Origin of the sequence: Rahnella sp. PD12R, from assembly GCF_019200965.1 — a bacterium.
GTDB lineage: Bacteria > Pseudomonadota > Gammaproteobacteria > Enterobacterales > Enterobacteriaceae > Rahnella > Rahnella laticis.
The window spans coordinates 381,319-398,528 of the sequence record NZ_JAHTMS010000003.1 but is presented as its reverse complement, the minus strand read 5'-3'; the positions used below and the strand labels follow the sequence as shown (position 1 = coordinate 398,528).

10 protein-coding genes are annotated in these 17,210 nt (G+C 55.5%); 5 read left to right on the top strand and 5 right to left on the bottom strand.

Annotated elements, in window-relative coordinates; genetic code table 11:
• Positions 1 to 24 precede the first annotated feature (24 nt).
• Together KWG64_RS08890 and KWG64_RS08885 are read left to right on the top strand one after the other, a co-directional pair.
• Entirely contained in the window at positions 25 to 8,565 is an 8,541-nt protein-coding gene (locus tag KWG64_RS08890; RefSeq protein ID WP_370628628.1) for a GH36-type glycosyl hydrolase domain-containing protein, read from the top strand.
• 180 nt (positions 8,566 to 8,745) lie between these two features.
• On the top strand, positions 8,746 to 9,264 hold the full coding sequence (locus tag KWG64_RS08885) for a hypothetical protein (RefSeq protein WP_229893226.1): 519 nt from the start codon (positions 8,746 to 8,748) through the stop codon (positions 9,262 to 9,264).
• A 7-nt stretch (positions 9,265 to 9,271) separates the two neighbouring features.
• Here the strand turns inward: KWG64_RS08885 and KWG64_RS08880 are convergent, their stop codons facing one another.
• Positions 9,272 to 9,919: a hypothetical protein gene (locus KWG64_RS08880; RefSeq protein WP_218521656.1), complete on the bottom strand. Its 648-nt coding sequence runs from the start codon at positions 9,917 to 9,919 to the stop codon at positions 9,272 to 9,274.
• Positions 9,920 to 10,091: 172 nt separating this feature from the next.
• Here KWG64_RS08880 and KWG64_RS08875 point away from each other — a divergent pair, with 172 nt between their 5' ends.
• The 3 genes from KWG64_RS08875 to KWG64_RS08865 are packed head-to-tail and all read left to right on the top strand — an operon-like array spanning position 10,092 to position 11,507.
• Positions 10,092 to 10,415, top strand: a complete 324-nt coding sequence (locus tag KWG64_RS08875) for an antibiotic biosynthesis monooxygenase (protein WP_218521655.1) — start codon at positions 10,092 to 10,094, stop codon at positions 10,413 to 10,415.
• A complete protein-coding gene (locus KWG64_RS08870; RefSeq protein ID WP_218521654.1) occupies positions 10,408 to 10,800 on the top strand; it encodes an amino acid-binding protein in 393 nt (130 codons plus the stop codon). The genes KWG64_RS08875 and KWG64_RS08870 overlap by 8 nt, the downstream gene beginning before the upstream one ends.
• Positions 10,797 to 11,507, top strand: a complete 711-nt coding sequence (locus tag KWG64_RS08865) for a helix-turn-helix transcriptional regulator (RefSeq protein WP_218521653.1) — start codon at positions 10,797 to 10,799, stop codon at positions 11,505 to 11,507. Before KWG64_RS08870 ends, KWG64_RS08865 begins: the two co-directional genes overlap by 4 nt.
• 52 nt (positions 11,508 to 11,559) lie before the next feature.
• Here the strand turns inward: KWG64_RS08865 and KWG64_RS08860 are convergent, their stop codons facing one another.
• The 4 genes from KWG64_RS08860 to KWG64_RS08845 form a co-directional block, all read right to left on the bottom strand.
• Positions 11,560 to 12,588: a LacI family DNA-binding transcriptional regulator gene (locus KWG64_RS08860; RefSeq protein WP_152323905.1), complete on the bottom strand. Its 1,029-nt coding sequence runs from the start codon at positions 12,586 to 12,588 to the stop codon at positions 11,560 to 11,562.
• A gap of 30 nt (positions 12,589 to 12,618) precedes the next feature.
• On the bottom strand, positions 12,619 to 14,028 hold the full coding sequence (locus KWG64_RS08855) for a sucrose-6-phosphate hydrolase (RefSeq protein ID WP_218521744.1): 1,410 nt from the start codon (positions 14,026 to 14,028) through the stop codon (positions 12,619 to 12,621).
• Complete coding sequence (locus tag KWG64_RS08850) at positions 14,028 to 15,398, bottom strand: sucrose-specific PTS transporter subunit IIBC (protein WP_195813385.1); 1,371 nt, start codon at positions 15,396 to 15,398, stop codon at positions 14,028 to 14,030. The genes KWG64_RS08855 and KWG64_RS08850 overlap by 1 nt, the downstream gene beginning before the upstream one ends.
• A gap of 75 nt (positions 15,399 to 15,473) precedes the next feature.
• A complete protein-coding gene (locus KWG64_RS08845; RefSeq protein WP_218521652.1) occupies positions 15,474 to 17,054 on the bottom strand; it encodes a carbohydrate porin in 1,581 nt (526 codons plus the stop codon).
• Between the last annotated feature and the right edge of the window lie 156 nt (positions 17,055 to 17,210).

Sequence of the window (17,210 nt, the reverse complement as noted above, 5' to 3'; positions counted from 1 at the left end):
CGGGTCCGCGTACGGTATGTAGATGTGAAAAAGACTGTCATTAACTGGTTCAAAAGCAAACGCGCACCGCCTGTTATCTCCCTCACGCGGCGTCACCGCGCCAGCGCGCTGGAGCAACCGGTGCCAATCCGCACGGAGCTTTTCTCGGCAGATCAGATGGAACGCTACGGCGGAAAACTGGCACTCTCGCACAAACTCTCCGGTAAAAAACTCCCGTATTACCTGCTTAAACGCCTCGATGATAATGAAAAAGTCCTGACCCGAAGTTGTCTGATTTTAAGCAACGGAGAGAAAGCGAGCATCACGCCCGCCGGTGAATGGCTGCTCGATAACTTTTATCTGATTGAAGAACAAATCCGCCTGGTCCGTCAGTTGCTGCCGAAAAACTTCGGTAAAGGCCTGCCGCCGCTTGGCGCTCCGCATTTCTGCCCGCGTATTTATGACATCGCCACGGAAGTCGTCAGCCACAGCGACGGGCTGCTGGATATCACCACGCTCACCCGTTTTTTCACCACCTACCAGAGCGTGAAACCGCTAACGCTTGGCGAGCTGTGGGCATTTCCCGGCATGTTGCGGCTGGCGCTGATCGAGAATCTGCGTCGCGTCAGCATTGAAGTGGCGAATGCCCAGCAGGAACGCAATCTGGCCGATTACTGGGTCAATAAATTGCAGGACAGCGCCGAAAACGATCCGTCCGGTCAGATCATTATTATCGCCGATATGGCGCGCACCAATCCGCCGCGCACCAGCGCGTTTGTCGCCGAACTGGTGCGCCGCTTACAGGGGCATGGTTCGATGCTGGCACTGCCGCTGACCTGGGTGGAACAACGCCTGAGCGAAGTCGGGCTGACGCAGCGTGAAGTGATCGACAAGTTTAACCAGCAGCTGGCCGCTAATCAGCTTTCTGTCAGCAACAGCATTATGGGTTTACGTCAGCTGACTGAAATGGACTGGGCTGATTTTGCCGAAAATCTCAGCGTGGTAGAGCAGACGTTGCAGGGCGATCCGGCCGGAGTTTATCCGCTGATGCATTTTGATACCCGCGACAATTACCGCCATCAGATTGAACGGCTCTCGCGCAATTCCCGTCATGACGAAGCCTTTGTCGCCGCCCGCGCCGTGGCGCTGGCCCGCGAAGCAACCGGTTCTTATCAGCAACAACACGTCGGCTACTATCTGATTGATGCCGGGCGTAAAACGCTGGAGAAAGATCTCAACGCCCGTTTTTCCCTGATCACCCGCCTGCGCGCCAGACTGAGCCAGACGCCGCTGCTTTCGTGGCTCGGCAGTCTGTTGCTGCTGACCACCGCCGTTACCGCTGATGCGCTTTACCGCTCGGCGCATCCGGCGCTGCACTGGCTCTGGTGGGCACTGCTGATCCCCGTTGTGCTGGTCGCCAGCCAGTTCGCACTGAATCTGCTCAGTGAAATCACCACCCGCAGCCGCACGCCGCAGCCGTTGCCGCGTCTGGAATTCGCCGGGGGGATCCCGGAAAACGCCAGTACGCTGGTGGTCATTCCCTGTCTGCTGGGCAGCCAGAAAAATATCGATGCGCTGATTAACAGCCTCGAGGTGTGTTATCTCGGCAACATGCTCACGCACCTGAATTTCGCGCTGCTGAGTGATTTCCATGACAGCGATAAACGCGACAATCCTGAAAATGACGCGCTGCTGGTTTACGCCACCCGCCAGATCCAGTCACTGAACCGCCGTTATCCCGCCACGCAGGGCGCGCGGTTTACGCTGTTGCATCGCGACAGTGAACTGAATACGGCGCAGGGCGTGTGGATGGGGTATGAGCGTAAGCGCGGCAAGCTGAACGCGCTGAACCGCTGGCTGCGCGATGAGGGTCAGCCGTTCTCGTTGATTGAAGGCAGCACGCAGGAACATCTGCGGCAGGTGAAATACGTGATTACGCTCGACAGCGATACGGTCCTGCCGCGTGCGACGGCGCATCAGCTGGTGGCCGCGATGGCGCATCCGCTGAATCATCCGGTGTACAACGAAAAGCGGCAACGGGTGGTTTCCGGTTACGCCATTCTCCAGCCACGGCTGGCGGAAGAAATCCCGGAGAACGGCCAGGGACGTTATGCCGCGCTGTGCAGCAGCGTGCCGGGAAACGATCCGTACTCGTCCATGTCGTCCGATATCTATCAGGACTTATTCGGCGAAGGCTCGTTTGTCGGCAAAGGCATTTACGACGTGGATGTTTTCATTCAGGCCACGGAAAACACCTGCCCGGAAAATCTGGTGCTCAGCCATGACTTACTGGAAGGCTGTTACGCCCGCTCCGGAATGCTCAGCGATGTGGTGTTATACGAGCAATATCCTGACCATTATCTGGCGGATGTGGCGCGTAAAACCCGCTGGATCCGCGGTGACTGGCAGCTTCTGAACTGGCTGGGACTACGGGTGACGCAGGAAGACGGCCAGCGCGCCCGCAATCCGCTGACCCTGCTTTCACGCTGGAAACTGTTTGATAACCTGCGCCGCAGTCTGGTCGCGCCCGCCTTATTAATCCTCATTTTCAGCACGCTGATTCTGGTGCCCAACAAGCTTTACTGGTTTGGCTTTATCAGCTTTATGCTGCTGTTCCCCTCGCTCGTTGCGCTGGTGCTGGATTTGTTCAATAAAGGCCCGCGACGCGCGCTGATCCCGCATCTGAAAAGCGTGTTTTCGGCCACCGTCAGCCGGGTTTCGCGTATTTTTCTGCACCTGATGACCTTGCCGCACGAAGCGGTTTACTCTGTACAGGCAATTTTGCTGACGCTGTGGCGGCTGAACGTCAGCCATCGCAAACTGCACGAATGGGCGAGCGTGAGTATTGGTGCCCAAAGCCGGGCGCATTCGCCGGAGTATTTTTATCGACAGATGTGGGCCAACCCTCTGGCCGGTGTGGCGGTGATCTTAGTGGCGGCGTATTCCCATCTGCCGCTGCTGGCGTTCGCACTGCCGCTGGGCATTCTGTGGTTTCTCGCGCCGCGCATTCTGTGCTGGCTCAGCCAGCCGGCAAAACGCGAGGTGCCGGATCTCAATATTCTGCAACACGCTTTCCTGCGCCAGACAGCACGCCAGACCTGGGCTTTCTTCGAAGATTTCGTCACTGAAACCGAAAACTGGCTGCCGCCGGATAACTTCCAGGAAATCCCGCAGCCCACGATTGCGCACCGCACATCACCCACCAATATCGGCCTTTCTTTGCTGGCCAATATTACCGCGTGGGATTTCGGCTATCTCACGCAAAAAGAGGTGCTCGAACGCACCAGCCTGACGCTGGATACGCTCGACAAACTCGAACATTATCGCGGGCATCTTTATAACTGGTACGACACGCGCACGCTGGAACCGCTGAATCCGCGCTACATTTCCAGCGTGGACAGTGGCAATCTGGCGGGGCATTTGCTGACGCTGAGCACCGGTTTACGGCTGTGGCGCACGCAACCTGCGGCAGATATCGGGCGGTGGCTGGCCGGGCTGGAAGATTCCCTGCAAATGGCCGAAAAGCAGACGCCATCGCCAGTGCTGAACAAACTCCGCCAGCTGATGCCGCAAACGTCAGGTACGGAGGCGCTGGATCCTTTGCGGGAAATGCGCGCTCTGATCACGCCTGCCGATGGCGTCTGGCTGCAACGTCTGGCCGCACAAATTGACGCCGGTCTGGAAGAGTGGACCGAGTTTTATGGTGCGTTTACGCCGGAAGTGCAAAGCGGCGTCCTGCCTTCATTGCAATGGCTGGCGCAACAGGATGCACGAACGGAGCCGGGTTTATCCCGCGCGATCGGGCTGGCGCGTCAGCGACTGGACATCATCAGTGAGCTGGAAAAACGCCTGAACGACCATGCGCGCATGGATTTCCAGTTCCTGTACGACAAAAACACGCATCTGCTGACCGTCGGCTATAACTGCGACGCGCATAAAATGGACAGCGGGAAATACGATCTGCTGCCGTCGGAAATCCGCCTCACCAACTACGTCACCATCGCCACCAATCAGCTGCCGCAAAAAAGCTGGTTTGCGCTGGGCCGGTTATTCACGGTGATCGACAAACAACCGTCGCTGATGTCGTGGAGCGGCTCGATGTTTGAATACCTGATGCCACAACTGGTCATGCCTGCGTATCCGGACACGCTGCTGGTACAGATGTGCCAGACCGCCGTTGACCGGCAAATTGCCTGGGGCAGGGAGAACAAGGTGCCGTGGGGGATTTCTGAATCCGCCTACGCCGCCTTTGATCTCAACCAGAATTATCAGTATCACGCGTTTGGCGTGCCCGGCCTCGGGCTGAAACGCGGGCTCGCCGAAGACATGGTCGTCGCGCCTTACGCCACGCTGATGGCGCTGATGATCCGGCCACAGGAAGCCTGTCTCAATCTGGCTGAGCTGGAAAATCGCGGCGCACGCGGGGAATACGGTTTTTATGATGCGCTTGATTACACACCGTCTCGCCTGATCCGCGGGCAGATTTACATCGTGGTGCGCTCGTATATGGCTCACCATCAGGGCATGGGTTTTCTGGCGCTGGCGAATGTGCTGCTCGGTGCGCCCATGAACGCGCGCTTTGCGGCGAATGCCGCATTCCAGTCTGCACGCCTGTTGTTGCAGGAACGCGTGCCAGACGCCGTAGAGCTTTACAGCCCGCGCCGTCATTTCGAATCCCACGACAGCACGCTGCAAAAAGTGAATATCGAGCTGCGCGAATTCAGCAACGCCGACAGCCCGGCACCGGAAGTTCAGCTGCTTTCCAATACGAATTATCATCTGATGGTAACGCAGGCGGGTGGCAGCGTCAGCCGCTGGAAAGACCTGACGCTGACCCGCTGGCGGGAAGATGCGACGCGCGATTACCGGGGTATTTTCTGTTATCTGAGTGATCCGGAATCCGGCACCGTGACCAGCAATACGTGGCAGCCGCTCGGCAAACAAAAGGGCACGTATCACGCCGTGCTGACCGATGCCGGTGCTGAATTCCGCCGCACGCACGGTTCGCTGACGATGCAAACGCATATCGTGGTGTCACCGGAAGATGATGTCGAAATCCGCCGGATGACGGTCACGCATCATGGCCGCCATGCCCGTGAGCTGGAAATTACCACCTATGCCGAAGTCGTACTGGCACCGGCGGCCAATGACGCGGCGCATCCGGCGTTCAGCAATCTGTTTGTGCAGACTGAACTGATGCCCGCGCAGGAAGGCATTCTGTGTCATCGCCGCCCGCGCGAGCCGGAAGAACAGTGCCCGTGGATGTTCCACATGATGGCGATCCACGGTTCCGTCGAGCGGGAAACGTCATTTGAAACTGATCGTGCGCAGTTTATCGGACGCGGCAATACGGCCTCAAACCCGCAGGCATTACGCCGTGCCGGGGCGCTCAGTAACAGCGCCGGAGCGGTGCTGGATCCGGTGATGGCAATCCGCCAGCGCATCCGCCTGAAACCCGGCGTACCGGTCATCATTGATATGGTTTACGGAATTGCGGACACCCGTCTGCAAAGTCTGGCGTTGCTGGAAAAATACCGCGATCACCATATTGCTGATCGGGTATTCGAAATCACCTGGTCGCACAGTCAGGTGGTGCTGCGCCAGCTGAATGCCACCGAGGAAGACGCGGGGCTGTTTAACCGGCTGGCCGGTGCCATTCTCTTCGCCAGTCAGGAAATGCGTGGCGATGCGCAGGCGGTCAGCGCTAACCGTCGCGGGCAATCCGGCCTGTGGGGGCAATCGCTTTCCGGCGATCTGCCGGTGGTTCTGCTGACCATGACCAGCAATGAAAATATCGGGCTGGTGACGTTGCTTATCCGTGCGCACCATTACTGGCGGCTGAAAGGGCTGAAAGTCGATCTGGTGATTATGTGTAATGATTCCGGCGGCTACCAGCAGGCGCTGCAAAACCAGATCCTCGGTCTGGTGGCATCCGGCGCGGGGTCCAGCCAGACCGATATTCCGGGCGGCATTTTTGTGCGTAATGGCGAACAGATGACGCAGGATGACCGCACGCTGCTGATGAGCGTCGCCCGCGTGGTGATCGATGACCGCCGCGGGTCGCTGGCCGATCAGCTGAATCAGCGCATGCAACCACCGCATGTTTCGCTACCCGCTTTACTGCCGGTACGCACGCTAAACGACAGCCAGCCGGTCACGGCTCCTCCACGCGACCTGACTTATTTCAACGGACTGGGTGGATTCTCACCGGACGGGCGTGAGTATCAGATAGTCCTCAACGACGGAGAAAACACGCCTGCGCCGTGGTCGAACGTGCTCGCGAATGCGGATTTTGGCTCGGTAATTTCAGAAAGTGGTCAGGCTTATACCTGGTATGAAAATGCCCATGAATACCGCCTGACGCCGTGGGAAAACGATCCGGTCAGCGACAGTTCAGGCGAAGCGTTTTATCTGCGCGATGAAGAGACCGGCAGCGTCTGGTCTCCGGCACCTTTGCCGGTGCGCGGCCCCGGTGGCTACGTGACGCGTCACGGTTTTGGTTACAGCGTTTTCGAGCATACCGAACGGGGGATCAGCAGCGAAATGACGGTGCTGGTCGCTGAGCACGCGCCGGTCAAACTGATCATGCTGACGCTGACCAACGTTTCCGGCAGGCCACGCAGGCTTTCGGTGACCGGTTATGTCGAGTGGGTAATGGCCGATTTGCGGGTGAAATCAGCCATGCATATTGTCACCTCGGCGGCGCACGTCGTGCAGGGCTGCGGCGTGCTGGCGACCAATCATTACACCAGCAACGGCTCACCGCGAACGGCCTTTTTTGCTGTGACCGGCGCACATTGTTCCGTAAGCGGCGACCGCCGTGAATTCCTCGGCAGAACAGGTTCCGCCGCATTACCCGCAGCAATGAAAACGCAGCGCCTGTCAGATAAAACCGGCGCAATGCTTGATCCTTGCGGCGCGGTGCAGTCGGCGACCACACTGATTGACGGCGATCAGCGCACCTTTATTTTTGCGTTGGGTCTGGGGCAAAACGCCGGAGACGCCGAAGGGCTGATCCATCAGTTCTTCCAGGAAGGCGCCGCGCAGGCCGAGCTGGATCGCGTTCATCATCACTGGCATCAGGTGCTGGATAAAATTCAGATCACCACGCCGGATAAATCCGTCGATTTGCTGACTAACGGCTGGCTGATTTACCAGACCCTCGCCAGCCGCATACTGGCGCGCAGCGGCTATTATCAGTCCGGCGGTGCGTTTGGTTTCCGCGATCAGTTGCAGGATACGCTGGCGCTGACGCACGCCGCGCCACAACGCATGCGCGAGCAGATCCTGCTGTGCGCCTCGCGGCAGTTTATTGAAGGCGACGTCCAGCACTGGTGGCATCCGCCGACCGGCAATGGCGTCCGCACGCGCTGCTCGGACGACTATCTGTGGCTGCCGCTGGCAATCAGTCATTACATTGCCGTAACCGGCGATGGCGCGGTGGCGGAAGAAATCGTGCCATACCTCGAATCGCGTCTGCTGGCTCCCGGCGAGGAATCTTTCTATGAACAACCGGTGGTCAGCAACACGCAGGAAACCCTGTGGGCGCACGGCGTCCGCGCACTGAAATACGGGCTGAAGATGGGCGAACACGGTTTGCCACTGATGGGTGCGGGCGACTGGAATGACGGCATGAATCTGGTCGGGCTGGGCGGGCGCGGCGAAAGTGTCTGGCTGGGCTTCTTCCTCTATGACGTTCTGCAACGTTATGGCGCGCTGGCGGAAGCGCGTCAGGACGCAGAGGTCGCCACACTTTGCCGTGAACACTCTGCGCGGCTCAGACAAAATCTCAACGATCACGCCTGGGACGGTGAATGGTATTTGCGCGGCTATTTTGACGACGGACAAACGCTGGGTTCACATCTGAACAGCGAATGTCAGATCGACGCCATCGCCCAAAGCTGGTCGGTGCTTTCCGGGGCGGGCACGCCTGAACGCACCGCCAGCGCCATGCAGTCGGTGGATAAACATCTGGTCGATAATGACGCCGGTTTAATCAAACTGCTGACGCCGCCTTTCGACGGCAACGGCCCGAACCCCGGTTACATTCGCGGTTATCTGCCGGGGGTTCGCGAGAACGGCGGGCAATACACGCACGGCGCGATATGGGCAGTCATGGCCTTTGCGAAACAGGGCAATATCGAACGCGCGTGGGAACTGATGGCGATGATCAATCCGGTCAATCACAGCCTGACCACAGAGGCGGTTGGCCGGTACAAAGCCGAACCTTACGTGATTTCCGCTGATATTTATTCGGTCGCGCCGCACAGCGGACGCGGCGGCTGGAGCTGGTATACCGGTTCCGCCGGATGGACGTACCGCCTGATCACCGAATCGTTGCTGGGTATCACGCGCAAAGGCGACACCATTTCCATTCACAGCCAGCTGCCGGAAAACTGGCCGGAAATCAGCGTCGCCTGCCAGCAAGGCAGCAGCCGCTATCTGATTACGGTGCGCAAAAGCACGGAGGAATATCGCGTGACGCTGGACGGCAATCAGCTGGCGAATGACGAGATCCCGCTCACCGATGACGGGCAGGATCATCACGTTATCGTTGAGCTGGGAAGGGCGGCTAAAAATGAATAAATGGTCTGACTGAATAAACTCCCGGCAACAGACATCGCGTTGTTGCCGGATTTACCGGGGCTTTTTTGTACAAACACAGATCCTGTCTTAGAATAATTTTTACGGGCCTGATCACGCTCATATCAATGATTTAAATTTTTTAGATAAAATTATGTCTTTATAATCAAAGAGATTATCTAAATGATAAAAAATTCAAGCCGGGTTCTGTGTTTCTTTTTACTCCTCGTCGCCGTTGGTCTTCATGCGGATGAAATTAATTTATACTCCTTCAACACCGGTTCTTTTGTTTACCACCTGACCGGTAACTACGGGCAATACAACGAGTTTTTCGATAATAAATTCATGTCGGTAGAACGAAAATTCTCCGAGGACTCCAAATACAGCGCGCTGGTCGGCACCATGAACAACAGCTTCGGTGACCGCTGTATTGCGCTCGGGCTGCGCCGCGACTGGATCCAGGGAGATTCCAACTGGGTATTTAAAGGCGTGTACGGTTATACCGGCGAGTTCTTTTTCGACGCCTTCAAACACTGCGGCGATGACGGCTCCTACGAGGACTTCAAAAAAGTCACCGGCATTGGATTTTCCCCGTACATCTACCATGCCATCCAGTACAACTTCACCAGCTACTTCGGCGTAGAGACCGGGATCATCATTCCTTCCGTGTTTGTGGTGAGCGTGCAGTGGAGTTTCAGGTAGCGATGAATTACAGCGGATCGTTTTCCGTCACTTCCTGAATTTTCCATATCGGTTCATTTTGGGAAATAATCCTGTACGTCGTTGACACACTCCAGGTCCCGCCGGTAACAAACTTTCCGAGCGTAACGAAATCAGTCAGTTTTCCGTCCTGACCTTTAAATGCGCGGTGGCCGGTGATGATATAGCCGTCAGAAGATTTCGCAGAGATCAGCCGTCCCATATCATCCGCTTTTAAATCAGGTTCTTTCTGAATAATGGTCTTGTTTAGGTAATGCGTTTTTACTCTGGCGACTTCATCATCACTGATCGCAACTGCCGCTGTTGCCGGGAAATGTTTTACTACATTACTGATCGTCAGGGTTGCAGGCGGCGGATTCACTTCCGTTAGGCCCTGCGCTTTGGCCCTGGTTGTCAGATAGCAATCGGTTAAGGAATTTTGAGCCATCGACGCAAAACGGTCGGGCATGTTCTCGAAATCAGTGACGGTTTTCCCCGCGCGGCGAAGCGCAATAAAATCCTCGCATGTTGTGACGTCAACGACTGAATTGTCATTCAGCTTCAGCGAGATGGGTGTTGAATCGTCCTGTAATGGTTCGCTGTAAGCACTGGCAGACAGGCAAGCGAGAAAAATTCCGGCGATTAATTTAGTTTTCATCATCCCTCATAAATACGCAGTAAAAGAGGCAAACAGGACATGTACTTTACCCGTCAGCTTTTATTCTGAAAAGTGGGGCAGATACCAACATCAACATTTCGTCCGCCGCCGAAGTGTCACCCATTTTTGCATCTTATAGTGAGCTCCGAAGACATTCATACCGGAGCATTTTATGATCGCTGTACTTTTCGAGGCTGACGCCATTCCTGAACAACAGGACCGATACTTTGAGCTGGCCGCAGAGCTAAAACCTCTGCTGGACGACGTTGAGGGTTTTATTTCTATTGAACGTTTTCAGAGCCTGAGTACACCGGGAAAAATTTTGTCGCTGTCATGGTGGGAAAATGAAGAATCGGTGCTGGCGTGGAAAAGGAATCCGAAGCATCAGGCCGCACAATCCGAGGGGCGGAACTCTGTTTTCTCTTTTTACCGGATCCGCGTTGCTGAGGTTCTCAGGGACTATTCATCTGAAAAAGGAGGTTATTCGCATGTATGATATTCACGTTATTCTCCGCAATGCACCCGGTGAGCTGGCGCGTCTCGGTTCTGTCCTCGGCAAAAATGGCGTCGGGCTGGAAGGCGGCGGTGTGTTTACGGCAGGCGATGAAAGCCATGCGCATTTTCTGGTTGAAGACGGCGAGCGCGCCCGCACGGTGCTGACGGCAGCCGGGCTGGACGTCCGGCAGGTCACAAAGCCGGTTATCAGAAAGCTGAAACAGGAACGCCCCGGAGAACTGGGTGCCATTGCCGCTGTCATCGCGCAGAACGGTATTAACATATTGGTGCAGTACAGCGATCACGATAACCGGCTGATTTTGCTTACCGATAACAATACATTGGCCACAGAGGTGACAGCAGAATGGGACGTACCGGCTGAATGAGTTTACCCAACGTTCGTAAAACGGATGATGACGGATTGCAGCTTGAGCTGTCGTTATCCGCGGTTGCCTCGGCCATTGCTGACCCTTCGCGGGTCAGCATGCTTTGTGCGCTGATGGATGGCCGCGCGTGGACCGCGACAGAGCTGAGTTCAGTCGCCAATATTGCGGCGTCCACAGCCAGCGCGCACCTGACCAAACTCCTCAACAGCGAATTAATTACCTGCCTTTCTCAGGGAAGACACCGTTATTACCGGCTGGCTGGCAGCGATGTCGCCCATCTTCTGGAAACCCTGATGGGAATTTCCATGAAATCCATGAAATCGCCGCAGCCAAAAACGCCGGTACATTTGCGCGTCGCGCGAACCTGTTATGACCATCTGGCAGGAAAAATCGCGGTCGGGATTTACGAATTCATGCGTGACGAAGGCTGGCTGGAACCTGACGGTAATGCGCTGACGCCCGCCGGAAAGCAGCATTTTGAAGATTTAGGCGCCATTCTGAACCCGAACACCCGGCGCAAAAGCAGCTGCGCGTGTCTCGACTGGAGCGAGCGACGTTTCCATCTTGGGGGCGATTCCGGCGCCGCTTTACTGGCCGCTTTTGAGCGAAAAGGGTGGCTGAACAGAACGCCGGGTTATCGCGAAGTCACATTTACTGAAGAAGGGAAAAGGGCGTTTTTACGTATTTTCCGCATTGATGTGAAGTGAAGAATTCAGGCGCATTCCTCCGGCCAACAGGTTCATGCGCGCAGGATGATATTCAGTTTGTGGTTTCCGCAGAATCTGGATGCCGCCAGTGAAGTTTCGGCGCTAAATAACTTTGTATCTGCTCAGTCGGCTGTTCGTTGATCAGGCTGATAATCATGTCAAAACAATGAATTGCCAGCGCTTTGCAATCCTGCGCGACGGTATCAATTTTCACCGTGAGGGAGTCATAAAGATAGTGATCGTCAAAACTGCACAGATGAATATCGCTCCCGAGCAGTTTGTGCTGGCTCATATAACGCAATACCCCTTCCATCAGCCCGCAGGACGCGACATACAGCGCTTTGGGCGGACGCCCGAGCCGGGCACAAAGATTGGCAAACATTTCATAACCTGAGCTGGGATGATAATTACCGTACATAATCCACTCAGGATTTAGGCTGACACCCGCACGCTCCAGCCCCAGCTGATAACCGGCAAGACGGTCGCGCGTGGGAGAAATACGCGGCTGGCCGCCAAGAAAATAAAATTCGTCCGGATGCTTTTTTGCCACCCGGGCGACCAGTTCAGCCGAGGATTCGATGGCTTCGCACACGACCAGTGGCAATTGCGTTTCCTGCAAATGACGGTCAAACAGAACCACCGGTAACTGCTGGCTGATTTTCACGTATTCCGCATCGCTGAGCATACTGGACGCCACGATCAGTCCGTCTACCTGGCGCTGGATAAGGTTGTTCACCACCATGGTTTCCTGACTGGTGTTCTCATCCGTGCAGGCAATCAGCAGTTGCATGCCGTTCTCGCGGCAGAGCGTTTCAAGCTCGTTGGAACAGGCCGCAAAACCGTAGTTGGTCATTTCCGGGACAACCAGACCCAGCGTGAAGCTGCGGGTGACGTTAAGTGAACGGGCGTGGATACTGGGCTGATAATGCTGCTCGGCGGCCACCGCGAGTACGCGATCGCGCGTCGTATCGGAGATGCGAAACTTCTTACTGTGTCCGTTAAGAACCTGGCTGGCAGTCGATTTCGATACGCCAGCCAGCTCTGCTATGCCACTGATAGTGATGCGTTTGGTCTTTTTCACTGCGCCATATTCTGTTGTCCGGAAAGGTTTTTATTCTAACACGCAATCGGCTAACAGCCAGTGGCACAGAGCAATCGGGTAATGGCCGCTGAAGTTTAATCTGGCCGGTAATACAGGGAAATAGCGTGAGGTCATCACCGCTTCACCGTCGTTGATGAAAATCTCAATGCTGGAACTGTCACACATCACCGTCAGTTTGCGTAACGAACCGTGCCAGACACGTTCTTCCGGCAACCCGGTGCGCCGGTTTTTGCGCGTCAGATGCAGACAATCACCGTCCCATCTCAGCAGCAGGTCACCGCCAAAATCAGCGCTGAAGGCCCGTACGGTTTCAATTTCCACTTCAGCACGGGTAACATCCCAAACCGGCGCGTCGTCCGCCAGCCCTTGCCACTCCTGCATGTCGCCGCGAAGAGCCTGCAATTCACGGGCAGGGCGCTGAATAATTTTACCGGCCACAAGCGTCAGTTCGCGCGGGCAGGTCAGGGTATGCAGCCAGCCGTTTTCCACCGTTGGCTGATAAAACTCATCGCCGTCCGGGATACCCATCCAGCCGATAAGCAACCGGCGACCATCGTCGGCTTGCGTCGTTTGCGGCGCATAAAACTCAAATCCCAGATCCAGCTCCGCGAATTCGCCATGCGGAAACTTCGCTTTTTCGGTATCCAGATGCCCGACAAAATAGCCCGACTGGAAGGTATTCAGATAACGGTCGGCTTGCGCAGGCAGACCTTGCGGGCAGCAAATCAGCACGTCCTGACCATCCAGTCTGAATAAGTCCGGGCACTCCCACATGTAACCAAAATCCCCTAATCCGTTCAGATTCGATCCGGCAATTTCGCCCAGAAATTCCCAGCTGAGCAGGTCGTCAGAGCGGAGCAATAAGACTTTGCCCTGAAGGCTGAGATCTTGCGCGCCCAGCACCATGAACCAGTGGCCGCCTTTTCGCCAGACTTTCGGGTCACGCACATGACCGGTATAGCCTTCCGGTAAATCCAGTACCGGGCCGGTTTTATCAAATTCACCTTTCGCATTTTCACGCGCCAGACACTGGAACGCCGTGCGGCTGCCATCAGAGTATTTCACGTTGCCGGTATAGATGAGCGTCAGGTGACCGTGATCGCTGACCGCAGAGCCGGAATAACAGCCGTGGGTTTCGTAGGCTTCCGACGGTGCCAGCGCCAGCGGTTCGTGCCGCCAGTTCAGTAAATCCGCCGAACTCCAGTGCCCCCAGAATTTCGCGCCATGCGCACAGGACAGCGGATTCCACTGATAGAAAACATGGTAACGGCCTTTATGCTGAATAAATCCGTTCGGGTCGTTGAGTAATCCTACCGGTGGCGCAAGATGCCAGCCGGGCCGGTAAGGGTCCGACGCTGCTTTGACCTGCTCTGCAACCACGCTGCGCAGGGCTTGTTTGAGCAAGCTCGTTTCCGTCATCATTCACTCTCCGTTTTGTATTTCAGCAACAACGACAGCAGGAATGCGCTGCCAAAAGCAATCACCAGGCCAATCAGATAGCTGAGGATCGAACTGGCCTGTACGATCGCCAGCCCCGGAATACCGGTCAGGCCGACGGCCGTCATATTCACGTGCATCGCCACCACCCAGGCACCGCCCAGCGCCCCCCCCGCCAGCGCAGCAAGGAACGGTTTCATGAAACGCAGATTGATCCCGAAAATTGCCGCTTCGGTAATGCCCAGCATGGCCGAGAAGGCCGAAGGCACGGCGATGGCTTTGATTTTGGCATCCTTCGTTTTGAAATAAACCGCCAGACAGGCACCGCCTTGCGCCACGTTCGCCATTGACCAGATCGGCAGCAGGAAGTTAACGCCAATATTCGGATTCCCCAGCAACCCGGCTTCAATCGCATGGAAGCTGTGATGAATCCCGGTGATCACAATCACGGAATACAATCCGCCAAATACCAGCCCGGCGAACCAGCCTGCATGCGCGATCAGCGTGCTGAGCACAAAGGAAATTCCGTCACCCAGCGCACGACCGGCGGGGCCGATAATCAGGAACGCGATGAATCCCGAAATGATAACCGTCAGGAACGGCGTGAGGATTAAATCCAGTGCATCAGGGATGATTTTTCGCAGGCGTTTTTCAATGAAACTCATGAACCAGACCGCCAGCAACACCGGAAATACCGTGCCCTGATAGCCGATCATCGCAATTTCAATCCCAAAGAAGTTCATGGTGTGGAAACCGCTGGCAACGCCCCAGGCATTGGTCAGCGCAGGGTGAGTCAGAATGCCGCCCAATGTTGCCCCCAGGAACGGATTACCGCCAAATTCACGCGCGGCGGTAAAACCAATCAGGATCGGCAGAATGATAAATGCCGCCGAGCTGAACATGTCGAGCATGATAAAAATCGCGCTCTCAGGATTGGCCCAGCCGTAGGTTTTCACCATGCCGAGCAGGCCCATCAGGAGACCGGAAGCGACAATCGCCGGAATAATCGGCACAAAAATGTTGGATAACACGCGGGCAATACGCTGGAACGGATTCAGTTTTTGCGCCGCAATATCCGCCGCTTCAGACTTGCTCGACTCGCTGATGCCCGCCACTTTGATGAACTCGGCGTAAACCTTATTCACCAGACCGGTACCAAAAATAATCTGTATCTGGCCCGCATTGCTGAAACAGCCTTTCACGCCTTCAACTTTTTCTATGGCGCTTTTATTGATCAGGCTGTCATCGGCCAGCACCAGACGCAGGCGTGTCGCGCAGTGCGCCGCGCTGGCGATATTGTCTTTGCCGCCAAGTAATGGCAGCAATTCCGTCGCAATTGCATTGATGTTCATTTTGTCCCTTACCGTTTTTATTATCGACATCGCCCGGTTTAACCGGGCGCGTCCTGGTGAATCACACCCTGTTTTTTAGAACCAGGTTTCCATCTGGATACCAAAATTCCACTGTCCGCCGGCGGTAAAACCATCCGTGCCGAACGAATCGCTGGAAGAATAGCGGTCGAGCTCTTTGCTCCAGTCCATATAGCTGGCGAAGAAGCGAATTTCCGGGCGGCTCAGCATGTCGCTGATATCGCCCACTTTGAAGGTTGGCGCAAAGGTCAGTTTGTAGAATCCGCCTTTCACTTTGTTGTAATCGTTGTAGCCCTGCGGATCGAGATCCATGTACTGATAGCTGCCTTCATAGGCCAGCTCGAAGTTTTCGGTGATCTTCTGAATCAGGCGGGTGTTGAAGGTCACCCATTTGTAATCATCGCCTGAGATGTAGCGGTCTTTACTCTGCTGCGCCAGAACGGCAGGGGCGATGCTCCAGTTTTTGCTTAACGGCGTGATCCCGTAAGTTGCCAGACGCAGCGTGTTGGCGTCACCGGTCAGATGACCGTCCGAACCCAGCGCTTTAACTTCTGCACCCAGGCCATGACCGTAAAGCAGTGCGGTCGTGGATGTCCCGTCGCGCAGCCCGTAGAAACTGTCCCCGTGGTACGCCAGCATGGTGTGGAAGCCGGTATCGGCGGCATTCGTGATGCCCTGAGTGCTGGTATTTTCGCGATCCTGATTATTTTTGGCGCGCAGGCCGCTGAGCATCCACTGGAATGGTCCGGCGTAGTTGTTCGCCGTAACAATGTAGTTCTCAATCCGCGTATCGTCTTTGTTCTTATTTTCGAGATCGTCAAAGTTACGCCCGTAAAGTGAGAAGTTACTTTTCAGGTTGTCTCCCCATTTGACGTCATAGATACCGCCACCGGTCCCGGCAAGGAAGATGATGTCGGAATCGAGGAAGTGAATGTCGAAATTATCCCGGTCAAATCGTTTACCCGCCCACAGCGTCGAATCTTTCCACGGGCCACTGAACGTCGGCAAAGAGCCTAATTCAACAAATGCCTGGCGGATGTTCAGATCGCTGGTGGCACCGGTCCAGTCGTTATAACTGCGCTGTCCGTCCGCCAGCATGACTTTGTAGCGGGAGGTCGCGCCGCTGGCCATGGTCTGGTTATGTTCCAGATTTAATTCAACGTAAGTGTTGTTTTCGTTGCCCAGACGACCCACAGCACCGCCGGTTTGCCCGGCCGGGGTCACGTACGGGCCACTTTCCGTTGATGTGCCGGAATCATTCATGATCACGCCGGAACGCGCATAACCTGAGAATTTGAAGCCTTCAGGCGCGCTGCTGGTTTTGTTGTTAATGCTGGCTAACGATTCCGTGCGCTCAGCCACCTGAGCCGTTTTTTGCTGATTTATTTCCGCATTCCTGGCCACCTGACGGGTCTGTTGTTCATTGCTGGCGGTGCGTGTTTCCAGCGTTTTCACCTGTTTTTCTGCTTCAGTGGCGCGGGCTTCGGCTTTGGCGGCGCGGTTCTCGGCGAGTTGCAGTCTTTTCTCCAGAGCATTCAGGCGGGCCTCAATGGCACTCACCGACGTATCCGCTCCCTGCGCGGCGCCTGAAAGAATTAATCCAATAGCAACAGCAAGATAGCGAGGTTTCATCATCATTTTTATCCCTCAGGGTAAGTGTAATTATTATGAGAAAACCATTTTTGCTAAATTGCTAAACTGGTTTTCCTGTGCACAATAATCACCCGCGCCTGATTTAATCAATGATGTTTTACCGTCAGATCCCGTATTTGTGATCCTCTTTGCAAATTATCA

What these genes read in the sequence shown, in the direction of transcription:
- KWG64_RS08885 (WP_229893226.1), top strand. Translation starts at nt 8,746, where the DNA reads ATGATAAAAAATTCAAGCCGGGTTCTGTGTTTCTTTTTACTCCTCGTC.
- KWG64_RS08880 (WP_218521656.1), bottom strand. Translation starts at nt 9,919, where the DNA reads ATGAAAACTAAATTAATCGCCGGAATTTTTCTCGCTTGCCTGTCTGCC.
- KWG64_RS08875 (WP_218521655.1), top strand. Translation starts at nt 10,092, where the DNA reads ATGATCGCTGTACTTTTCGAGGCTGACGCCATTCCTGAACAACAGGAC.
- KWG64_RS08870 (WP_218521654.1), top strand. Translation starts at nt 10,408, where the DNA reads ATGTATGATATTCACGTTATTCTCCGCAATGCACCCGGTGAGCTGGCG.
- KWG64_RS08865 (WP_218521653.1), top strand. Translation starts at nt 10,797, where the DNA reads ATGAGTTTACCCAACGTTCGTAAAACGGATGATGACGGATTGCAGCTT.
- KWG64_RS08855 (WP_218521744.1), bottom strand. Translation starts at nt 14,028, where the DNA reads ATGACGGAAACGAGCTTGCTCAAACAAGCCCTGCGCAGCGTGGTTGCA.
- KWG64_RS08850 (WP_195813385.1), bottom strand. Translation starts at nt 15,398, where the DNA reads ATGAACATCAATGCAATTGCGACGGAATTGCTGCCATTACTTGGCGGC.
- KWG64_RS08845 (WP_218521652.1), bottom strand. Translation starts at nt 17,054, where the DNA reads ATGATGATGAAACCTCGCTATCTTGCTGTTGCTATTGGATTAATTCTT.